Annotated in this window: 14 protein-coding genes; 6 read left to right on the top strand and 8 right to left on the bottom strand. The window is 42.7% G+C overall.

Annotated features, from left to right (window positions below; all coding sequences use genetic code 11):
* Positions 1–21 precede the first annotated feature (21 nt).
* The 4 genes from AK824_RS08045 to pdxH all read left to right on the top strand — a co-directional run bounded on the left by AK824_RS08045 (position 22) and on the right by pdxH (position 6,105).
* Positions 22–2,007 carry a mechanosensitive ion channel family protein gene (locus AK824_RS08045; protein WP_227511135.1) on the top strand — a complete coding sequence of 662 codons (1,986 nt, stop codon included), beginning with the start codon at positions 22–24 and terminating at the stop codon, positions 2,005–2,007.
* Between the two features lie 277 nt (positions 2,008–2,284).
* A complete protein-coding gene (gene guaB, locus AK824_RS08040) occupies positions 2,285–3,757 on the top strand; it encodes an IMP dehydrogenase (protein ID WP_057760534.1) in 1,473 nt (490 codons plus the stop codon).
* Positions 3,758–3,969: 212 nt separating this feature from the next.
* Positions 3,970–5,337: a phosphoglucosamine mutase gene (glmM, locus tag AK824_RS08035; RefSeq protein WP_057760532.1), complete on the top strand. Its 1,368-nt coding sequence runs from the start codon at positions 3,970–3,972 to the stop codon at positions 5,335–5,337.
* A gap of 105 nt (positions 5,338–5,442) precedes the next feature.
* A complete protein-coding gene (gene pdxH, locus AK824_RS08030) occupies positions 5,443–6,105 on the top strand; it encodes a pyridoxamine 5'-phosphate oxidase (RefSeq protein WP_057762513.1) in 663 nt (220 codons plus the stop codon).
* 142 nt (positions 6,106–6,247) lie between these two features.
* Here pdxH and AK824_RS08025 read toward each other — a convergent pair whose 3' ends face one another.
* The 7 genes from AK824_RS08025 to AK824_RS07995 all read right to left on the bottom strand — a co-directional run bounded on the left by AK824_RS08025 (position 6,248) and on the right by AK824_RS07995 (position 14,660).
* The gene (locus AK824_RS08025; protein WP_057760530.1) at positions 6,248–7,510 is read right to left on the bottom strand and encodes an HlyD family secretion protein; all 1,263 of its coding nucleotides are present in this window, start codon (positions 7,508–7,510) and stop codon (positions 6,248–6,250) included.
* Between the two features lie 85 nt (positions 7,511–7,595).
* Positions 7,596–9,284: an MFS transporter gene (locus AK824_RS08020; RefSeq protein WP_057760527.1), complete on the bottom strand. Its 1,689-nt coding sequence runs from the start codon at positions 9,282–9,284 to the stop codon at positions 7,596–7,598.
* A 401-nt stretch (positions 9,285–9,685) separates the two neighbouring features.
* Complete coding sequence (locus AK824_RS08015) at positions 9,686–10,315, bottom strand: glutathione S-transferase family protein (RefSeq protein ID WP_057760525.1); 630 nt, start codon at positions 10,313–10,315, stop codon at positions 9,686–9,688.
* A gap of 30 nt (positions 10,316–10,345) precedes the next feature.
* Positions 10,346–11,023: a type 1 glutamine amidotransferase domain-containing protein gene (locus AK824_RS08010; protein ID WP_057760524.1), complete on the bottom strand. Its 678-nt coding sequence runs from the start codon at positions 11,021–11,023 to the stop codon at positions 10,346–10,348.
* Positions 11,024–11,262: 239 nt separating this feature from the next.
* Positions 11,263–12,312, bottom strand: a complete 1,050-nt coding sequence (locus tag AK824_RS08005) for an NADP-dependent oxidoreductase (protein ID WP_057760521.1) — start codon at positions 12,310–12,312, stop codon at positions 11,263–11,265.
* 167 nt (positions 12,313–12,479) lie between these two features.
* Entirely contained in the window at positions 12,480–13,691 is a 1,212-nt protein-coding gene (locus AK824_RS08000) for an iron-containing alcohol dehydrogenase (RefSeq protein WP_057760520.1), read from the bottom strand.
* A gap of 369 nt (positions 13,692–14,060) precedes the next feature.
* Positions 14,061–14,660 (bottom strand): TetR/AcrR family transcriptional regulator, encoded by a 600-nt coding sequence (locus tag AK824_RS07995; RefSeq protein WP_057760518.1) that lies wholly within the window; start codon positions 14,658–14,660, stop codon positions 14,061–14,063.
* Positions 14,661–15,088: 428 nt separating this feature from the next.
* On the opposite strand from AK824_RS07995, the gene AK824_RS07990 reads away from it, so the two are divergent.
* On the top strand, positions 15,089–16,567 hold the full coding sequence (locus tag AK824_RS07990; protein ID WP_057760516.1) for an aldehyde dehydrogenase family protein: 1,479 nt from the start codon (positions 15,089–15,091) through the stop codon (positions 16,565–16,567).
* A 116-nt stretch (positions 16,568–16,683) separates the two neighbouring features.
* Here the strand turns inward: AK824_RS07990 and AK824_RS07985 are convergent, their stop codons facing one another.
* Positions 16,684–16,932: a hypothetical protein gene (locus AK824_RS07985; RefSeq protein WP_057760515.1), complete on the bottom strand. Its 249-nt coding sequence runs from the start codon at positions 16,930–16,932 to the stop codon at positions 16,684–16,686.
* 224 nt (positions 16,933–17,156) lie between these two features.
* Between AK824_RS07985 and AK824_RS07980 the strand changes: the two genes are divergently transcribed.
* Complete coding sequence (locus tag AK824_RS07980) at positions 17,157–18,539, top strand: DASH family cryptochrome (protein WP_057760513.1); 1,383 nt, start codon at positions 17,157–17,159, stop codon at positions 18,537–18,539.
* The last annotated feature ends 16 nt before the right edge of the window (positions 18,540–18,555 follow it).

Here is an 18,555-nt window from a genome sequence, read left to right as displayed (position 1 = left end):
TAGACTGATGGCTTTGAAAACATGAATACTCTTAAAGACAATCCTATGAACAATCATTGTGCTGTTTTGCGCTCAGATGATAATCATCAATTAGATGTAGAGAAAAGTCGTTTTAAAAGCCATGTGCTGCAAGTATTGTTGGGCTTTTTCATTGTCGCTATAAGTGTGATCTATTCACCTGTTTATGCCGCAAATAGTGAAAATGGACAGAGTACGAGCGAGTCAGAAAAACAAACGCCTAGTAAGCCTGATAGTTTTGCTGAATATGCCACTCAGCAAGTCAATGCGCTTAAAGATGAGAGTGTCAGTATTTCTGGTATTACTGAAGAGATCTTTGATCCTACTGAGCGTAACGCAGTAGAGCAGGCAGGCAGGCTACAAGGTGATACGGCACTGACTGGAGAATACAGTGAGAGCTACTATATACTCGATAAACTAAATGCAGGGTTGCCGCCGTTATCTGAGCCACCTAATTTAGAAACACCGCTTGCAGCCTTAGAGTTTTTTCAATCAGCGTTAATGAAGCAGCAGTATGATTTGGCCGCTTACGCACTAAACATGAATTTGATTGATGAGAAAAGTCAACGTAGCCGTGCACTTGATCTCACAAAGCGACTGGATTTCTTATTGTCCGAAAAAGAACTCTATGTATTCGACGATATGCCAGATCGTCCCGATGGCTTAATTGAACCACCGCTTGGTAATAATAGCAGTGTCATGGGTATTGCTAGACGCTCTATTCAGCTTGGCTATGTTGACTATCGCGAGCGCCGTGTTCCTATTTATTTGCAGCGAGTGCGAGTGGGAGATGAAGCCCCTGTTTGGGTGTTTTCGGCGCAGACAGTAGGCAATATTGATAATCTCTATGAGCAGTATCATCCAGCTGAGTTCGAGCGTTATTTGCCCACTTGGTTAAAGTTAAAGTTTTTTGGAATTGCGTTATGGGAATTCTCAGCGCTCATATTGTTCTTTTTATTAACCATGGGTATGGGTTGGCTACTGAGTAAAGGTACTGCAAAGATCATCAATCATTATATCGATGAAGAAAAATACAGCATGTATGTTGGCAGTACCAACGGTGTCGCAGATTTGGTTAGTAAACTAACAGTACCATTAACTTTTACCATCAGTTTTTCACTGGTTTTTACCTTGGTTTCTGGTGGTTTCCCCTATTTAGATGCAGTCGCCTCATCTACTCGTCCACTTATTTGGATTGGTCTGGTATTTAGTACCATGTGGTTGGGTATTCGTATCATTAACTTTTTTGCCAATCGCTATCAAGACATGCAGATTGAAAATTTGGCTGCAGAGCATTTTGATAAAGAACGTCGCCGCCGTACCTATGTATCGATATTCCGTCGTGTGTTTATTTTCGCGATGATTTTGGGAAGTTTCTGGATAGGTCTTAGTGAATTTGCCAATATGGAAGGCCTTGGCAAGACGTTACTGACTTCAGCGGGTATTGCAGGTGTGGTTATCGGTATTGCAGCACAGCCAATATTAGGGAATATCATCGCTGGTGTGCAGGTAGCAGTGACGCAGCCAGTACGGATTGGCGATAGTGTGATAATGGATGGTAATTTTAGTACGGTTGAAGACCTGCGTTACACGTATGCCGTGCTAAAAACATGGGATGAGCGACGATTGATCGTGCCGATGCGTGAGCTAATCACTGAACGGGTAGAAAACTGGTCGCATACAGAAGTTCATCAGACCTGTCCTGTGTTTTTGTATATCGATTATGGCGCAGATATCGACGCTATCCGAGAGGCATTTATATCGATGGTCAAAGACAATAAGCTTTGGGATAATAAAACGGAACCCGAAATGTATGTGGTTGATGTGACCGAAAATACCATTCAACTGCGCGGCGCTGTTTCATCAGTAGGGCCTATAGAAGCATGGACGCTGGCCTGTGAGATACGGGAGCACATGCTTGGTTATTTGCATGCGCAGCAAAACAAATATCTACCTACAGAGCGCTTTACGTTAACAAAAGGCGACTAGAGATTGGGAATAGCGATGAGCTCTGCGAGCCTGATTAGCTTTAAAAGCGAGCTATGAATGGTTTGAGACATGACTGACATCGATGAAGACGCACTTGTGTAAAATAATCTGACAAATATAGTGTGTCAGTGAGGTGCTTATTTGTTATAATGTGGCGTTATTTTTATAGGATAACTGAGTGGTTGGCGATGAGTCAGCACTGTGTATGCAGCTGCAATGATTGATACGCTTGACCCTGAGCTCCTACCCATCAAAATAACCACCACTAGGGGTCTGTATGTTGCGAATTGTCGATGAAGCCTTAACCTTTGATGACGTTTTATTATTACCAGCCTATTCTGAAGTTCTGCCAAAAACTGCTGATCTGTCTACTCGTTTGACCAAAAACATCACACTTAATCTTCCGTTAATCTCTGCGGCGATGGATACGGTGACTGAGTCTGAAATGGCTATCACTATGGCACAGCTTGGTGGCATGGGTATTTTGCATAAGAGCATGGATATCGAAAAGCAAGCCACCCAAGTACGCCGTGTCAAAAAATTTGAAGCGGGTACCGTCGTTGATCCTATCACCGTACATCCAGAGATGACGATCGGTGAATTGCTGCGTTTGACTCAAGATAACAATATCTCAGGCGTACCTGTAGTCGAAAAAGGCACAGATAACGTTGTGGGTATTGTTACCCATAGAGATTGGCGTTTTGAGACCAATTTGTCATTGCCAGTTAGCCAGATCATGACGCCTAAAGAGCAGCTAGTAACTGTGCATGAAGGTGAAAGCAACGAGAATATCAAAAGACTGTTGCATGAGCACCGCATCGAAAAAGTCATCGTCATTGACGATAATTTCCGCCTGCGTGGTTTGATTACTGTTAATGATTTTGCCAAAGCTGAAAACAATCCAAATGCGTGTAAAGACGAACAAGGTCGCCTACGTGTTGGCGCGGCTGTTGGTACTGGTGCAGACACGCAGGCACGCGTTGAAGCATTAATCGCTGCTGATGTTGACGTTATCGTCGTTGATACTGCGCACGGTCACTCAAAAGGCGTGATCGATAAAGTCTCTTGGATCAAGAAAAACTACCCGCATGTACAAGTAATCGGTGGCAACATCGCAACAGGTGAAGCTGCAATCGCTTTACGTGACGCAGGTGCTGATGCAGTAAAAGTAGGTATCGGCCCTGGTTCTATCTGTACCACGCGTATTATCGCAGGTATCGGTGTACCGCAAATTTCAGCCATTGATAATGTTGCTAGTGCCCTAAAAGACAGCATTCCATTGATTGCTGACGGTGGTATCCGTTACTCAGGTGACATGGCAAAAGCAATCGCTGCTGGTGCATCATGCATCATGGTTGGTTCACTCATGGCTGGTACTGAAGAAGCGCCAGGTGAAGTTGAGCTGTTCCAAGGTCGCTACTATAAAGCCTATCGCGGTATGGGTAGTTTGGGTGCAATGTCAGGATCAAACGGTTCTTCAGACCGCTACTTCCAAGATGCAAAAGACGGCGTAGAGAAGCTAGTACCAGAAGGTATCGAAGGCCGTGTTCCTTATAAAGGACCAGTTGCGGGCATCGTTAATCAGTTGGTTGGTGGCTTACGTTCATCAATGGGTTATACGGGTTCTGCCACGATTGAAGATATGCGTACCAATCCGCAGTTTATCAAAGTAACCTCAGCGGGTATGAAAGAGTCGCATGTGCATGATGTGCAAATCACTAAAGAAGCACCGAACTATCGAGTAAACTAGATCGTTTCGTGAAATACTTCTCTTTTGTAGATTTAAAATGTATTGATGTTAGCTGAGACGTAAGGCTGCAGCGAGCTTAAGATACAAACAGCCAACAATGCTCTGTTATTGTTGGCTGTTTTTTTTGTAAAATACAGAAACAGATTATTACAACAATAGTATTGCCTGCGTATACGTTTGGCCTTTTATTTTTCTGACTTGAGGAACACATAATGAGCTATTTTGGCACTGATGGAATTCGCGGAAAATTTGGTGAATTACCAATTACACCGGATTTTATTTTAAAACTAGGCTACGTCACTGGGCTTGTTCTCATAGAAAAAAATGAAAATCCTACGCGTAAGCCAAGTGTGGTGATTGGTAAAGATACGCGTCTATCAGGCTATGTGATAGAGGGAGCATTACAAGCAGGTTTTAATGCGGCTGGTGTTGATGTTTATATGCTTGGACCACTGCCAACTCCAGCGATTGCGCATCTGACCCGTAGCTTTAATGCAGATGCTGGCGTGGTTATCTCAGCCTCGCACAATCCTTATTATGATAATGGTATCAAGTTTTTCTCAGGTGACGGCAAAAAACTTACTGATGAGATGCAAACTGCAATCAATGATAAATTGACGGCAATTATGAACGACGTTAGTAGTGACGTTGCTATGATGCCTATTCTTGATCCTGCAAATTTAGGTAAGAACAATCGTATTGATGATGCTAAAGGTCGCTATATTGAGTTTTGCAAAGGCAGTTTTCCTTATCAATATGACCTCAGTCATCTGACGGTAGTAGTGGATTGTGCCAATGGTGCAGGCTATAGCGTAGCACCTAGAGTGATGCGCGAGTTGGGTGCCAACGTGATTGCCATCAATAATACGCCAGACGGCATTAATATCAATGCTGAATGTGGTTCTACTCATCCTGAAAGCTTACAAAAGGCTGTGCTTGAGCATGACGCAGATGTCGGTATTGCACTAGATGGTGATGGCGATCGTATTATAATGGTTGATGAGACGGGTAAGCTAGTCGACGGCGATGGTATCTTATATGTACTTGCTACCCAAGGTAAAACTAAAGCTGAAGGTGTTGTCGGCACGCTCATGAGCAATATGGGATTAGAGCTGGCGCTAAAAGATGCAGACATTCAATTTACCCGTGCAAAGGTGGGTGATCGCTATGTGATGCAGGACTTAGAAACTAATGGCTGGATATTGGGCGGTGAGCCATCTGGTCATATTCTCTGTTTAGACAAAAGTCGCACAGGGGACGCTATCATTGCTGGTTTGCAAGTACTGGCAGTCATGCAAGCCAGAGAGCGTGCGCTAAGTGAACTTGTTGAAGGTTTTGAGGTGTTACCGCAAAAACTAGTCAATGTACGTTTGTCTCAAATGCAAGATCCATTTAAACATGAGGAGTTGGTTGCTGCTTTTGATAAAGCACAGGCAACGCTAGAGGGTCGTGGTCGTCTGTTGATACGTCAGTCAGGTACAGAGCCTATGATTCGCGTGATGGTAGAATCAGATGATGAAATAGAATGTGATGTAATGGCTAATGACTTAGCTGATCTTATACAATCGGTACTAGGCTAATAGTATTTGAGGCAATAAGTGGTATTCAAGATAATGACTGATATCTAAATGACTGATATTCAAGACAACAATATTATAGTTTTCAAATAAGGAACTGCCATGAGCATGGACTTTACCGACCAACGCCTCTCATACGAGAAAGGTGAGCTTGACCAACAGTCAGTACCAACGTCACCATTCGAGCTTTTTAAAGCTTGGATGAATGAAGCGCTAGCGCAAAAGGTGCAAGAGCCTTATGCAATGAGTTTGGCGACATGTGGCGCAGACAATAAGCCTAGTGTCCGTATTGTGTTACTACGCGAGATTACTGAGACAGGTATTGTTTTCTATACCAATTACGAAAGCGCGAAGGGGCAGGATATCGCAGAAAACCCTAATGCCGAAGCATTATTCTTCTGGCATGAGCTGGAGCGTCAAGTCCGTATCAGTGGTAGTATCGCTAAAATTGATGCTGATAAATCGGCTGCTTACTTCCAAAAGCGTCCTCATGATAGTCAAGTAGGCGCTTGGGTTAGTCAACCGCAAAGTGGTGAGGTAGCTAATCGTGAAGTCATGGAGCAAACGTTTGAACAGCTTCAAGCAGAGCACCCTGATAACACTAACGTGCCAACGCCAGAGTTTTGGGGTGGGTATGAAATTACGGTTGAAAGTATTGAATTTTGGCAAGGTCGCGCCAATCGGATGCATGACCGAATTGTGTATACGCAGAGTAGCGGCGACGACAATGAAGGTAATACAGGCTGGACAACCAAACGTTTATTACCATAGTTGCTGTAGTTTGAAGCTATAGATTATACAAAACTAAAAAAGCCACTCTAAATCCAAGTTCTTTGGTGTCTAGAGTGGCTTTTTTACGTTAGCTATTTATCTTATCTGACATTATTTTTTATTTAGCTTTTTATTCAACCTTTCATTTAATATTGGTATCGACATCCACTGAGACTGACATGCCAGGGCGTAAGCGTGCCAGCTCAGGCTGGTTTCGTTCTAGGTCGATGCGTACAGGAATACGTTGAGCAATTTTTATGTAGTTACCTGTCGCAGGGTTGGCAGCAGCAGCACTGAACTCGCTACCAGTCGCTGGCGAGATATTACTCACGTGCCCCGTAAATTTGGCACCGCCAAGCGCATCGACATGAATGGTCGCAGGCTCGCCGATTGCCATATTGGCTATTTGAGTTTCCTTAAAGTTTGCAATAATCCAAATGCCTTTTGGCACGATATACATAAGCTGCGTACCAGCGCTGACGTATTGGCCTTCTTTGACACTAACTTGGCTTAGCTGGCCAGATTCAGGTGCAGTGATGATAGTATTGTCTAGATTGATTTGCGCTTGCTTGACGCCTGCTTCAGCATTTTTGATATTTGCGTCCAGCGATGAGCGACTGCCACTGGTCTTTTCACGGTTTTCTTGAGCCGCCTGTAAATTAGCTTCTGCTTGCTGTACCCCTGCTTGTGCTTGAGCCAATTGTGCCTTGATATGAGCAACTTCTGCCTTTGATACCGCACCAATAGCATCTAAACCTTGATAACGGTTGACATCTTCACGCGCGCTTTCTACATTGATTTTGGCACTATACAAATCAGCTCTACGTGCTTCGATTTGTGCTTGGCTGGTTTGCGTATCCTGGTCATTGGTAGAGCGGTTAGTAAGAGCTACCTCAGTATTTGCTTGTGCCTGATCGAGCTGCTGCTGAAAGGTTCGATCGTCAATCTTTATGAGTAAGTCGCCAGCTTTTACGTTGGCGAAGTCTTGCACTGCTACCTTGGTCACATAGCCAGAAACTTGCGGGCTAATAATAGTCGTCTGACCTTTGACAAAAGCATTATTGGTTTGCTGTACCGTTGGGGTGAACGGTGGGAGCTTCCATGCATACAAAATCAATGCCACACCAATGACAATCAATAGAATTAATAAACCTAAGTTTAGATAGGATTTTTTCTTGGGCGACCAACCTGTAGTATCGGGTATTGGCTCTTTTGGTGGCATCGGTGGTTCATTGCTGTCTGTACTGTTTTCTACAACACCTTCTGCTGTCTTAGTTACTGATGGCGAAGAATTTGTAGCAGACTCTTCTTTGCTTATATCGGACGTTATAGGTGTGTCTGTTGCTGGAGCGCCAGTGGACGTCTGAGGTGTTTGATTAAGCTCATTTGGTTTTTCTTGGCTCATGACGTGCTCCTAAATTTTCAATAAATATTAAAATAGACTGGCTATAAATGAATGGGGTGAGACATGATTAATATAATAAGATGAGCTATTTTGACTCACGCATTTTTGCAATAACGGCAAGCTCTTTAGCAAGGGGATTGCGTTTGTGGTAACGGTTATAAAAATAATTGATCAATAAAATAGCTGTAACGAAAGTAGCAAAACTGGCCATCAAAAAGAACAGATCGCTATAAGCGGAGACAGTTGCTTGGCGCTGAATCCCTTGCAACACTTGACTCATTGCAGCCACATTCGCTTGCGCTGCGTCCGTCGTTTGGTTTGACAATACACTACGAGTACCGGCAATTTGAGCGCTGAACGTAGGATCACCCAAGTTCAGTGAGCTGACCATATCTGCATAATGGGCCTGTGTACGAATGGTCGTAAATGCCTGAATAGCCGCTGCACCTGCCAATCCACCAACCGTTTGGGAAATACCAAAGATAACCGAAAAACTAATGATATAAGCAGGCCCACTGGCAATAGCACGCAGAAATCCTTCGAAAACCAAAGGTCCCATAAAATATACCGCGGCAAATGCAATCAAAAACTGACTAATATAAAACATATAAGGAGCGGAGTTGATAGACACCCCAACGTCCATCCAAGAACCCAAAGCAATCAATGCCACTGCAAAAATAACAGGACGGCGCAAGTCCATTGGATTGGTACTAAAAATACTAATCACCAAAGCCAACACACTGGCAGCCATTATGACAGCATAAAAAGTAACTAACTGATCGTTACCATAACCCAAATTAGCAAGTAGGCCTGCAGCACCGACATTTTGCTCAGACAGCAAAATTCGCATGACCGCGCCGGTAATCATAAAAGCAATAATATTGCGGCTACGCATCCAGCGCACTTGTAGCATCGGGTTTTTGCGATGTGTCTCAATCCATAGAGCGACGCCAATTCCAACAATGGCAATCATCAGTGGATAGACGAGCCAAGGTGTCGTCCACCATAAAATCCTACCTTGCACCAAAATTACAGCCAGTGCAGCTAGACCGCTCGCAAAAAAAGCAAAGCTGAGAAAATCGAGTTTCTCAAACACTTTTTCTGTATTGCCTGGTGGTAGCTCCAATATATTAATCAGTCCAAAACAAATCAGTGCCAAACCAAATTGAAATAAAAATAAATTCTCAAGCTGACCGTCGATGGCGAGATAGGGCGAGATGATTCGTGATAATGGAATACCAAACTGCACCAAGCCAAAACCCAATATCAAGCCACTGGTACGCTTGACGGTTGGCATACCTTGCAAACAGTAGAATAAACCTAAAATGGTCATGCCACTTGCGACCATACCACTAAGTCCTCTGGCGACAATTTCTAGATAATAAGGCTCAATTCTTATATTAGGCGTATCTAATAAGTGACTACTGATTAGCCACTGTAGACTCGTGGCGGCTAATAAAAAGAACAGAGTGATTTTACTAAACAGTGACATGCCAAACTGCTGGCGAATTTTGTACAGCAGAACGGTGATACAGGCATTGGTCATATTATAGCTAACAGATATCCAACCACCTTCGGCTGGTGTTAAGCCCAGTTGACCTTGAATTTGAGTAAGATTTGCGACGAGTAGACCGTTTTGGAAGCTAGCAGTGAGACCAACGAAAATTCCAATCAGTAAGTAAAATAATTTACGGCGTGCAGGATGATCAGGGTTGGCAGGAGAGCCCACCATTATCGGTTGTTCGTGGGGCTTAAACTGATATTCGTTACTCATGGACGTACCATAATCTGTATAAGGAAATAGAATGACATAGAACAGATTCCAGACGCAAAATCAGGTCAGTACGATGAATGTTCATAGCTTAAAACGCAGTGAGGCTACTGATATAAATGCTGGTTAAACTTGGAAGATAACCTAAGAAATGCAGGGCATATTTTATCATAACTTTTACAACGCTTTTGTCATCACCGCGTAACTCATCGGCGCTGCTGAATAAAGAGATAGCAGTATTTTATGCAATTCAACGAACATTAAAAAAGCAAAAAATGTGATACGCATAAAAAACAGCTCTATATAGAGCTGTTTTTGTGTATCAAAAAATTGGTCAGTCAATACATAGTATTTTGGTTAATACCGAGGTATCAATTAACACTAAGTACTAATAATACCAAATACTAAATTGATTCATCATATTTTGCTTCTAGCTGCATTGCACGCTGATAGCTATCAAGACTGGCCAGCTTTTCAGCATACTGTTTGATATGCGGATAAGCATCAAGTTTCTGACGCTTAGCAAGAATAATCAAATCGAATGACAGCATAAAGTCGGCACCGCTTAGCTTATCACCTACAATAAACGACTTACCTTCAACGGAGGTATCCAGATACTTAAACAGTCTGGTTTTTTCTGTCTCGATGTAGCCGTTTAAAAACTCATTGTCATTGATGCCTGCTTTGTTAGTAAATAACTCAAGCATTAATGGCAACATGAGCGAGCTTTCTGCAAAATCAATCCACTGTAAATAGTAGCCATAGTCTGAGCTTCCTGTAGCAGGGCGCAGACGCTCTGGCGCAAACCGCTCAATCAATAACTCAGTGATAGCACCTGACTCAGCATAAATCTGTCCATCCATTTCGATAACCGGAGACTTACCGAGTGGATGTACAGCCTTTAGAGAGTCTGGTGCTAAATGAGTCTTGGCATCGCGCTGATGACTAACGACTTCATAAGGAACGCCTAGCTCTTCTAAGAGCCATAGCGTACGTAATGAACGTGATTGATTGAGATGATGTAAGCGAATCATGGTATCGACCTTATTGCGTAGTGGATTTGACTAACCTTTCAGCTTTGCCATTAGGCGCTTAGCAGCTTCTTCTGATGATGCAGGATTTTGACCTGTGATTAGCAGACCATCTTCAACGACAAATGATTCCCAATCAGCTGCTTTTTCGTAGTTACCGCCATTGGCTTTCAATGCGTCTTCTACTAGGAAGGGTACTACGTCTGTTAGGCCAACTGCGTCTTCTTCTGAGTTGGTAAAACCAGTCACTGTTTTGCCTTTTACCAAATACTCGCCATCGACTTTAACGTTTTTAAGTGCTGCAGGAGAATGACAAACAAAAGCAACAGGCTTGTCTTGCTTAACAAAAGTCTCGATCAGATTGATAGAGTTTTTATCTACTGCCAAATCCCACAACGGGCCATGACCACCAGGGTAGAATACTGAATCAAAATCTTCAGCGTTCATGTCAGCAAGCTTTTTGGTGTTAGCCAAATGCTCTTGTGCGTCTTTATCGTCTTTAAAACGAGTGGTATCTTTGGTTTGCGTGTCTTCTGTGTCACTACTAGGATCTAGTGGTGGCTGACCGCCTGCTGGAGAGGCTAGGGTTACATTTACACCGGCGTCAAGAAATGCGTAGTAAGGCGCAGCGAATTCTTCTAGCCAAAAGCCAGTTTTCTTACCAGTATCGCCTAAACGGTCATGAGAAGTTAGTACCATTAAAATGTTCATAATTATCCTTGTTTATTATTTATGTGTTAGTAACTATATAGCCAACAGTCATAAGTTTTCCGTTGCATCATTAGCTGTTTTTACTTAATTAGCCTAAATGCAAATAATGACTGTTAGCATTATTCCTGCTTTGTAAGCAGCTGTCAGTAGTGATATTAGCAATTTATGTTGTTAAGTAGTTATTCACAACGATTGTTAACTGTCAGTAGCTGCTTAACTACTCAATGTTTAACCAGTAACTATTTGACGTCAGACACTTTGATTACAGTCTTACCAAAGTTATCACCGTTTAACATACTGACAAATGCATCTGGGGCATTATCTAGACCGTCAGTAATGTGCTCTTTGGTTTTTACTTCGCCTGACTCTACCCATTTGCTCATGGTTTCTAAGAACTCTGGGAAGTGGTCGCCGTACTCTTCAAAGATAATGAAACCTCTGACAGTTAGGCGTTGGCTTAAGATAAGACCCATCAGCATACCTAGGCGATCTTTGCCATCAGGTAAATCAGTTGCGTTGTACTGCGATACCAGACCACATACTGGAATACGAGCGTGGTCGTTAAGTAATGGCATTACTGCATCAAATACTTTACCGCCAACGTTTTCATAGTAAATGTCGATACCATCTGGACATGCTGCTTTTAATTGCTCAGCGAAGTCGTCAGCTTTGTGATCGATACAGATATCAAAACCAAGCTCATTGACCGCAAAGTCGCATTTCTCTTTACCGCCTGCCACACCGACAGTGCGCAGACCATATTGATTGCCCACTTGACCGACAGTGGCACCGACCGGTCCAGTTGCTGCTGCCACGACTAAAGTCTCGCCTTTTTGTGGTTTACCGATATCAGTCAGACCCATGTAACCGGTGAACCCTGGCATACCTAACACACCTAAACCATAAGAAGGGTTTGCCATGTTTTTATCCAGTTTCAGGACACCTTCGCCATCACTGACGCTGTAGTCCTGCCAGCCGGAATTTGATACGACCAAATCACCGACAGCAAATTTATCGATATTCGACTCGACCACTTGCGCTACGGTACCACCCATGATGACGTCACCGACTTCTAATGGATCTGCATAGCTTTTTGCATCACTCATACGTCCACGCATATATGGATCTAGTGATAGATATACGGTGCGTAGTAGCATCTCGTTATCTTTTGGCGTAGGAACGTCACTAGTCGCCATATCAAAATTGTCAGCAGTAGGTACGCCATTAGGACGGCTAGCCAATTTGATTTGACGGTTTGTTTGTTGGTTCTGTTGTTTGTCGAAGCTCATTGTAGGACTCCTTTATATTTGTTAATTGTCATTATTATAGTAGTGGTAAATGTAGTAGCTACTCAGCATGGAATAGCTACTATTATAAATAGCATAACGATATGTATTTATTGTTACTGTCGCGATTTTTCTTATAATTCTTTTGACAGTTCTTGCTAAAGCGCTTATTAAGACGCTTTGCTAGTTACAGCACGCTGCAGGATACGACGTGATACTTCTAGGTCGTTGGTACCATGTTCACCAAGCTTAACCATGTTATGTACTTCAAGCTGCTTGATGATTGGATCAATCGCTGATTCCGTCAAGTCAACATCTTCTAGGCTAACTGGCAAGCCAAGCTCGCGGAAGAAGTTTTCAGTGTAAACAATAGCAGTTTCGATGATGGCGTCGTCATCTAGGTCAGTATCAGTAATGTTCCATACGTTACGTGCATACTGAAGTAGTTTTTCTTTTTTGCCTTCTTTTAGCTCACGCATGACTGATGGCAATACGATGGTTAGCGTACGTGCATGATCGATAGCGTGTAGTGACGTCAGCTCATGACCAACCATGTGAGTTGTCCAATCTTGTGGTACACCAGTACCGATCAGACCGTTCAATGCCATGGTTGCTGTCCACATAATGTTTTTACGTGTTTCTAGGTTTTCTGGATCTTGCTTAACAACTAGACCTTCATCGATAAGGATTTTAAGCAAGCTTTCAGCAAAGGCATCTTGTACTTTAGCGTTTACTGGGTAAGTCAGATATTGTTCCATTACATGAACAAATGCATCAGCCACACCATTCATCACCTGACGCTCAGGCAAGGTAAGTGTTTTGATTGGATCTAGAATCGAGAATTTAGGGAAGGCAAGTGGGTTACCAAATGGTAGTTTTGCTTGACGCTCACTATAGTTAATCACGCCGCCTGAGTTCATCTCAGAACCTGTGGCTGGGATAGTCAATACAGCACCCAAGTCGACAGCAGAGTCGATGTTTTTGCAATAACCCGTTAAGGCATCCCAAGCTTGGTCACGTGAGACAGTGCCGTCTTCTTCAGTTAACGAAGAAACGAGTGCGACAAATTTACTGCCGTCAATCACAGAACCACCGCCAACTGCTAATAAGAAGTCGATGTTGTGCTCATTAACCATATCAGCGGCTTTTAATAACGTAGTGAATTCTGGGTTGGCTTCGATGCCACCAAATTCAAATACAGTACGGTTACCGCTTGCCGCTAATGCAGTTTTTACTTCGTCTAAAGTACCAGTACGCTGTGCTGAACCACCACCATAAGTAATGAGTACACGCGCATCAGTAGGGACTAGATCTGATAATTGCTCGATTTGACCTTCACCAAAAACGATACGGACTGGGTTGTAGTATTGGAAGTTATTCATAAGATTCCTAATTAGTAATAAAAAGTTTTTAATAAAAACGGTTCAATTAAATGGTTTTGACATGGGATATTGTCTGATATCAATCAATGAATGATAAGCAATGCTCGTATAGACATTCATTCTTAATATTTATGCGCATTGTACACCAATTAGACCAGTCGTCTAGTTATATTTACAAAACTCTCGTATAACTGTCTAAGCCGTATTCAAATGTCTTTAAGAAATTCGTTTAAAAAAGAGAAGGCAATGAAGCACACTGAATAATCAAGCATAGTACTGACAGCTACTATCTATGAGCGTTATGAATATTCAATGTGCCTTAATGGTTACGTTAGAAGTGCAGTCGCTAGAAATCCGAACAGTTGACGATTAGCGTCCCATTTGGGTCGTGGTCATCTGCCAAATTTCTGCTAAAGGGGTATTAGTTTGGCTAATCTTTGCAATCAAGCTTGCGCCAAGCCATGCAAAATACCAACGCTTGGCCATACTCTCAGCCGAGATGTTATCGTGACGAGGGACGGACTCATCGAGCCAGCCAGCTTTGATCTGCTTAGCGAGCCACATGGTCGTCTGCTGATAGCCAGTATCGAGTGCCTTACGCATGGTTTCTGACATATCGGCTACCTCTGCGCTGAGCTTCACTACCAAGCATTTCTCATGGTCACAGCCATTCTGCTGGGTGTCATACCAGTTTTGAAAATAATCATATAGCTTTTGCTGTGCACTGACATCTTGTGCATCGATGACATCCAACCGAGTCTTATATAAGCTAAAGTAATGATTAATAATGGCTTCACCAAAGGCTTCTTTAGAAGCGAAATAATGGTAAAAAGAACCCTTTGGCACACCTGCTGTATCTAAAATTTGCTTTAGACCAACAGCGGTAAAACCTTTTTTGGCGATTAATTGGTAGCCAGTGGCAAGTAAATGAGCTTTAGTATCTGGTGTCGTTGCGTCTGTATTAGACATAAACAGGATTATCTCCCTTAGTAGTTGCTTGTATTAGCGTATGCATTAGATAGTCAGTTAAAACCGTTAGCGTTCATTTGAACGTCACGTTGATGGCGTATTGTAATAGGATATAGTTATATGTGTTACGTTTTATCAACAATATTCACTGACAAAATAGTCTTGTTTTATTAGTAGCTATGGTAGCATTAGACCAGTCGTCTAGCAAGGTAGGTTTTGTTGTTATCCGTTACCGTTAGTATTTACTGCTAAAGATCATTTTTCATTAGAGCTTTTTTTAATTGATGACTATTGATTGATAGCTTGGTAACGATTTCAGACTTACTACCTGCCAGATATTTTCTCATTAAGATATCGCCGACTTAACAATTTTATTTTAATAATCGAAAACCAATACTTAACATAACAAACTAAAAATAAGGATGATTATGTCAACCAATACTACGAGTGCATATAGTGACTTTCATTTACAGTTCATCGCTGGTGAATGGCAAACCGGTAAAGACGATAGCACCAACACCAATACCAATCCATATAACGGTGATACGCTTGTAGAGATCCAGCAAGCGACCAAAGATCAGTTGAACGAAGCCTATGATGCGGCGACCCAAGCTCAAGAAGCATGGGCCAAGCAGACACCAGCAGAGCGCGCCGCAGTGTTGTATAAAGTGGTCAACATACTCGATCAGCGCCAAGAGGAAATCGTTGATTGGCTAATCAAAGAGTCGGGCAGTACTCGTATCAAAGCCATGGTCGAGTTCGGTGCGACGCGCGCGATTACCCTTGAAGCAGCGACATTCCCTAATCGTGTTCATGGTGAGATTCGTCCATCAAATACCCCTGGTAAAGAAAACTTCATTTATCGTGAGCCAATCGGCGTTGTCGCTGTCATTAGCCCATGGAACTTCCCATTACATTTAACGCAGCGCTCAATCGCGCCAGCCTTAGCGCTTGGTAATGCCGTGGTACTCAAGCCTGCTAGCGATACGCCAGTGACAGGTGGTTTGCTATTGGCCAAAGTATTTGAAGAAGCGGGTCTACCAAAAGGCCTGTTAAACGTGGTTGTGGGTTCAGGCAGCGAGATAGGCGATGCAATCGTTGAACACAAAGCGTCAAGTTTTGTGTCATTCACAGGATCAACTTCAGTGGGTAAACACATCGGTGAGCTAGCTAATGGTGGTGAGCATATCAAACAAGTGGCACTTGAGTTAGGTGGAAACAGTCCATTTGTTGTACTCAAGGATGCAGATATTGATCAGGCAGTAAAAGCAGCCGTGTTCGGTAAGTTCTTGCATCAAGGCCAGATTTGTATGGCTATTAACCGAATTATTGTTGAAAATGAAGTGTACGATGAGTTTGTAGAGCGTTTCTTGTCTCATGTTAAAACGTTACAGGTAGGTGATCCTAACGATCAAGGTACTGCTATTGGCCCAATCATCAATGAGAAACAAGTTCAGTCACTTAGAGATAAGATTGATGAGGCACAGAAAGAGGGCGCAAAAATGCTCTTGAGCGGTGAAATCAATGGTCAATTAGTCCCGCCCCATGTCTTTACCGAAGTTACTAGAGAGATGGATATTGCCTATAATGAAATATTTGGACCATTGATAGGCATTATTCGAGCCAAAAATGAAGAGGATGCTTTGTCGATAGCTAATGACTCTATGTATGGTTTATCTAGTGCGGTGTTTACCGCAGACATGCAAAAAGGTTTACGTTTCGCTCGTGGTATCCGAGCAGGTATGACCCATATAAATGATATTCCAGTAAACGATGAAAGTAACGTGGCTTTTGGTGGTGAGAAAAATTCAGGTATCGGCCGTTTCAACGGTGAGTGGGTACTAGAAGAATTCACCAGAACACATTGGATCTCAATGCAAAATGAGCCACGTGAATATCCGTTCTAATTGTCCTAAAATAGAATGCTAATAGCTAGTAAAAAAGACCGCTTTGATAGCGGTCTTTTTTTGTGAGACATTCAGTGTTTTACTGAGAGCGATATATTTGAAAGCTAGTCAATAAGTTATCTGGCATGAAAGCCAAGTAATCCTTCAATTTCTTCCATCGTCATCCGTCTTACCAGTGCTTGCTCTTCTACTGACAAGCGGTTGGTATGTTCTTTTATCATCGTATGAATACTTCGTGATATCTCAGAGGTGGTCGCGTAATACATTTGAGGCTGCTCTTTTGTCAACCTCATCAAAAATCGATTGATAAGTTTACGTTTTTCATCTGATTTATTTTCTTCAGTCGTAGTATTATTTTGAGTCATGGTGTTCTCCTAGAGGTAAGCCATTTAAGCAGTCAGACATATGAGAGTCAATGCTTATAATTGGTTTCTGGGGCTGAGCGCATTGCCTTACAAGTGTTAGGCTCGCATCATAGTTGAATGTTCAATACGCCCTAACTATGTTTTACATCGTATATGATATTTCAAGATTAAAGACTAAATATTAAAAATAATAGATAAGCGCTAAACAGCCAGAAGGATAGGGTATGTCAAATCAAGCAACGAACAACTCAGAGCACAACAATGTCACATTGGTACTGTTTAATAATGACTTGCGGGTAGCGGACAATGCCACTCTATTAAAAGCATCTGAAATCTCCACTGATGGAAAGCTGCTATTGGTTTATGCGTCATCGTTGACAGATATATTAGACGATAAAGACCATTACGACGCCTATCGTTATGAGGCTATGGGTCAAGCCCGCCAGCAGTTTTTGCATGAGAGCCTAGCTGATTTAAATGCGTCACTGATACAGCGTGGTAATAGGTTGCTGTATTTACAGAAAGGCGATGAAGCATTGGACGTCTTTACTCAGTTGAGTGATCTAATAGCGCAGCAACGAGTGACAGATATCTGCATCAGCCAGACGGCAGATTATAATCAAAACAAAGTATATGACTTTCTACAGGCGAAACATCCGCAGATACGTTGGCATATTGAGACAGCGGCTACTTTGTTTGATGAATTACCGCTAAATGATTTGCCCAAAAGCTTTACGCAGTTCCGCAAAAAAATTGAAGCAGATTATGATTTATTGCATGCAGCACAAGACATCGCTATTTGCGCGACGCCAGAGCGATTGGCCCTAATACCTGAGAGTCTGGTGGATAGGTGCGAGTACTTCTTTAAAGCAGGCGAAGATAATGCGCAGGCAATCTCCCAACAAAAACAGCAAGCGCCTAATTTCAAAGGTGGTGAGTCGAACGGGCTAAATCACTTAAATAGTTATTTTAATTCCGACGCGCCAAGTACTTATAAAATCACACGAAACGCGCTTGATGAATGGACGCATTCCACAAAATTTTCTGCTTGGCTGGCTAACGGCTCGTTGTCTGTCAACACCGTATTGAATCGACTGCGCCGTTATGAGCGTGATGTCATCGCAAATGAATCCACTTATTGGATATGGTTTGAGCTGCTTTGGCGTGAATATTTTTATTGGTACGCTGTCACCCATCAGCAAAAATTATTCTGGTTTAAAGGTATTGGTCAGCACACGCCATCAACCCAACTGGATCAGAAAAAATTAGAACAATGGAGAAATGGTGATACAGCATATCCTATTGTCAACGCCTGTATGAACCAATTGCGCACGACAGGTTATATGTCGAATCGGGGGCGACAACTAGTCGCAAGTTGCTTTATTCACGAGCTAGGGCTTGATTGGCGTTACGGTGCAGCTTACTTTGAGCAACAACTTATCGACTACGATGTCGCTAGTAATTGGGGCAATTGGCAGTATCTGGCAGGCGTCGGCGCTGACCCAAGAGGATGCAGACAGTTTAATCTCGACAAGCAAACTCAGCAATACGATCCAAACGGTGAGTTTATCCGTGAGTGGCAAGGAAACACTCAAAAGAGCGATTAATGTATGTTGAAAACTC

The sequence above is a fragment of the Psychrobacter sp. P11G3 genome, from assembly GCF_001435845.1.
Classification (GTDB): Bacteria; Pseudomonadota; Gammaproteobacteria; order Pseudomonadales; family Moraxellaceae; genus Psychrobacter.
The sequence above is the reverse complement of the archived record's forward strand: the minus strand, read 5'-3'. Positions and strand labels throughout refer to the sequence as shown.

Excerpts from the sequence above, each read along its gene's own strand:
- AK824_RS08045 (WP_227511135.1), top strand. The coding sequence starts at position 22 with ATGAATACTCTTAAAGACAATCCTATGAACAATCATTGTGCTGTTTTG.
- guaB (WP_057760534.1), top strand. The coding sequence starts at position 2,285 with ATGTTGCGAATTGTCGATGAAGCCTTAACCTTTGATGACGTTTTATTA.
- glmM (WP_057760532.1), top strand. The coding sequence starts at position 3,970 with ATGAGCTATTTTGGCACTGATGGAATTCGCGGAAAATTTGGTGAATTA.
- pdxH (WP_057762513.1), top strand. The coding sequence starts at position 5,443 with ATGGACTTTACCGACCAACGCCTCTCATACGAGAAAGGTGAGCTTGAC.
- AK824_RS08025 (WP_057760530.1), bottom strand. The coding sequence starts at position 7,510 with ATGAGCCAAGAAAAACCAAATGAGCTTAATCAAACACCTCAGACGTCC.
- AK824_RS08020 (WP_057760527.1), bottom strand. The coding sequence starts at position 9,284 with ATGAGTAACGAATATCAGTTTAAGCCCCACGAACAACCGATAATGGTG.
- AK824_RS08015 (WP_057760525.1), bottom strand. The coding sequence starts at position 10,315 with ATGATTCGCTTACATCATCTCAATCAATCACGTTCATTACGTACGCTA.
- AK824_RS08010 (WP_057760524.1), bottom strand. The coding sequence starts at position 11,023 with ATGAACATTTTAATGGTACTAACTTCTCATGACCGTTTAGGCGATACT.
- AK824_RS08005 (WP_057760521.1), bottom strand. The coding sequence starts at position 12,312 with ATGAGCTTCGACAAACAACAGAACCAACAAACAAACCGTCAAATCAAA.
- AK824_RS08000 (WP_057760520.1), bottom strand. The coding sequence starts at position 13,691 with ATGAATAACTTCCAATACTACAACCCAGTCCGTATCGTTTTTGGTGAA.
- AK824_RS07995 (WP_057760518.1), bottom strand. The coding sequence starts at position 14,660 with ATGTCTAATACAGACGCAACGACACCAGATACTAAAGCTCATTTACTT.
- AK824_RS07990 (WP_057760516.1), top strand. The coding sequence starts at position 15,089 with ATGTCAACCAATACTACGAGTGCATATAGTGACTTTCATTTACAGTTC.
- AK824_RS07985 (WP_057760515.1), bottom strand. The coding sequence starts at position 16,932 with ATGACTCAAAATAATACTACGACTGAAGAAAATAAATCAGATGAAAAA.
- AK824_RS07980 (WP_057760513.1), top strand. The coding sequence starts at position 17,157 with ATGTCAAATCAAGCAACGAACAACTCAGAGCACAACAATGTCACATTG.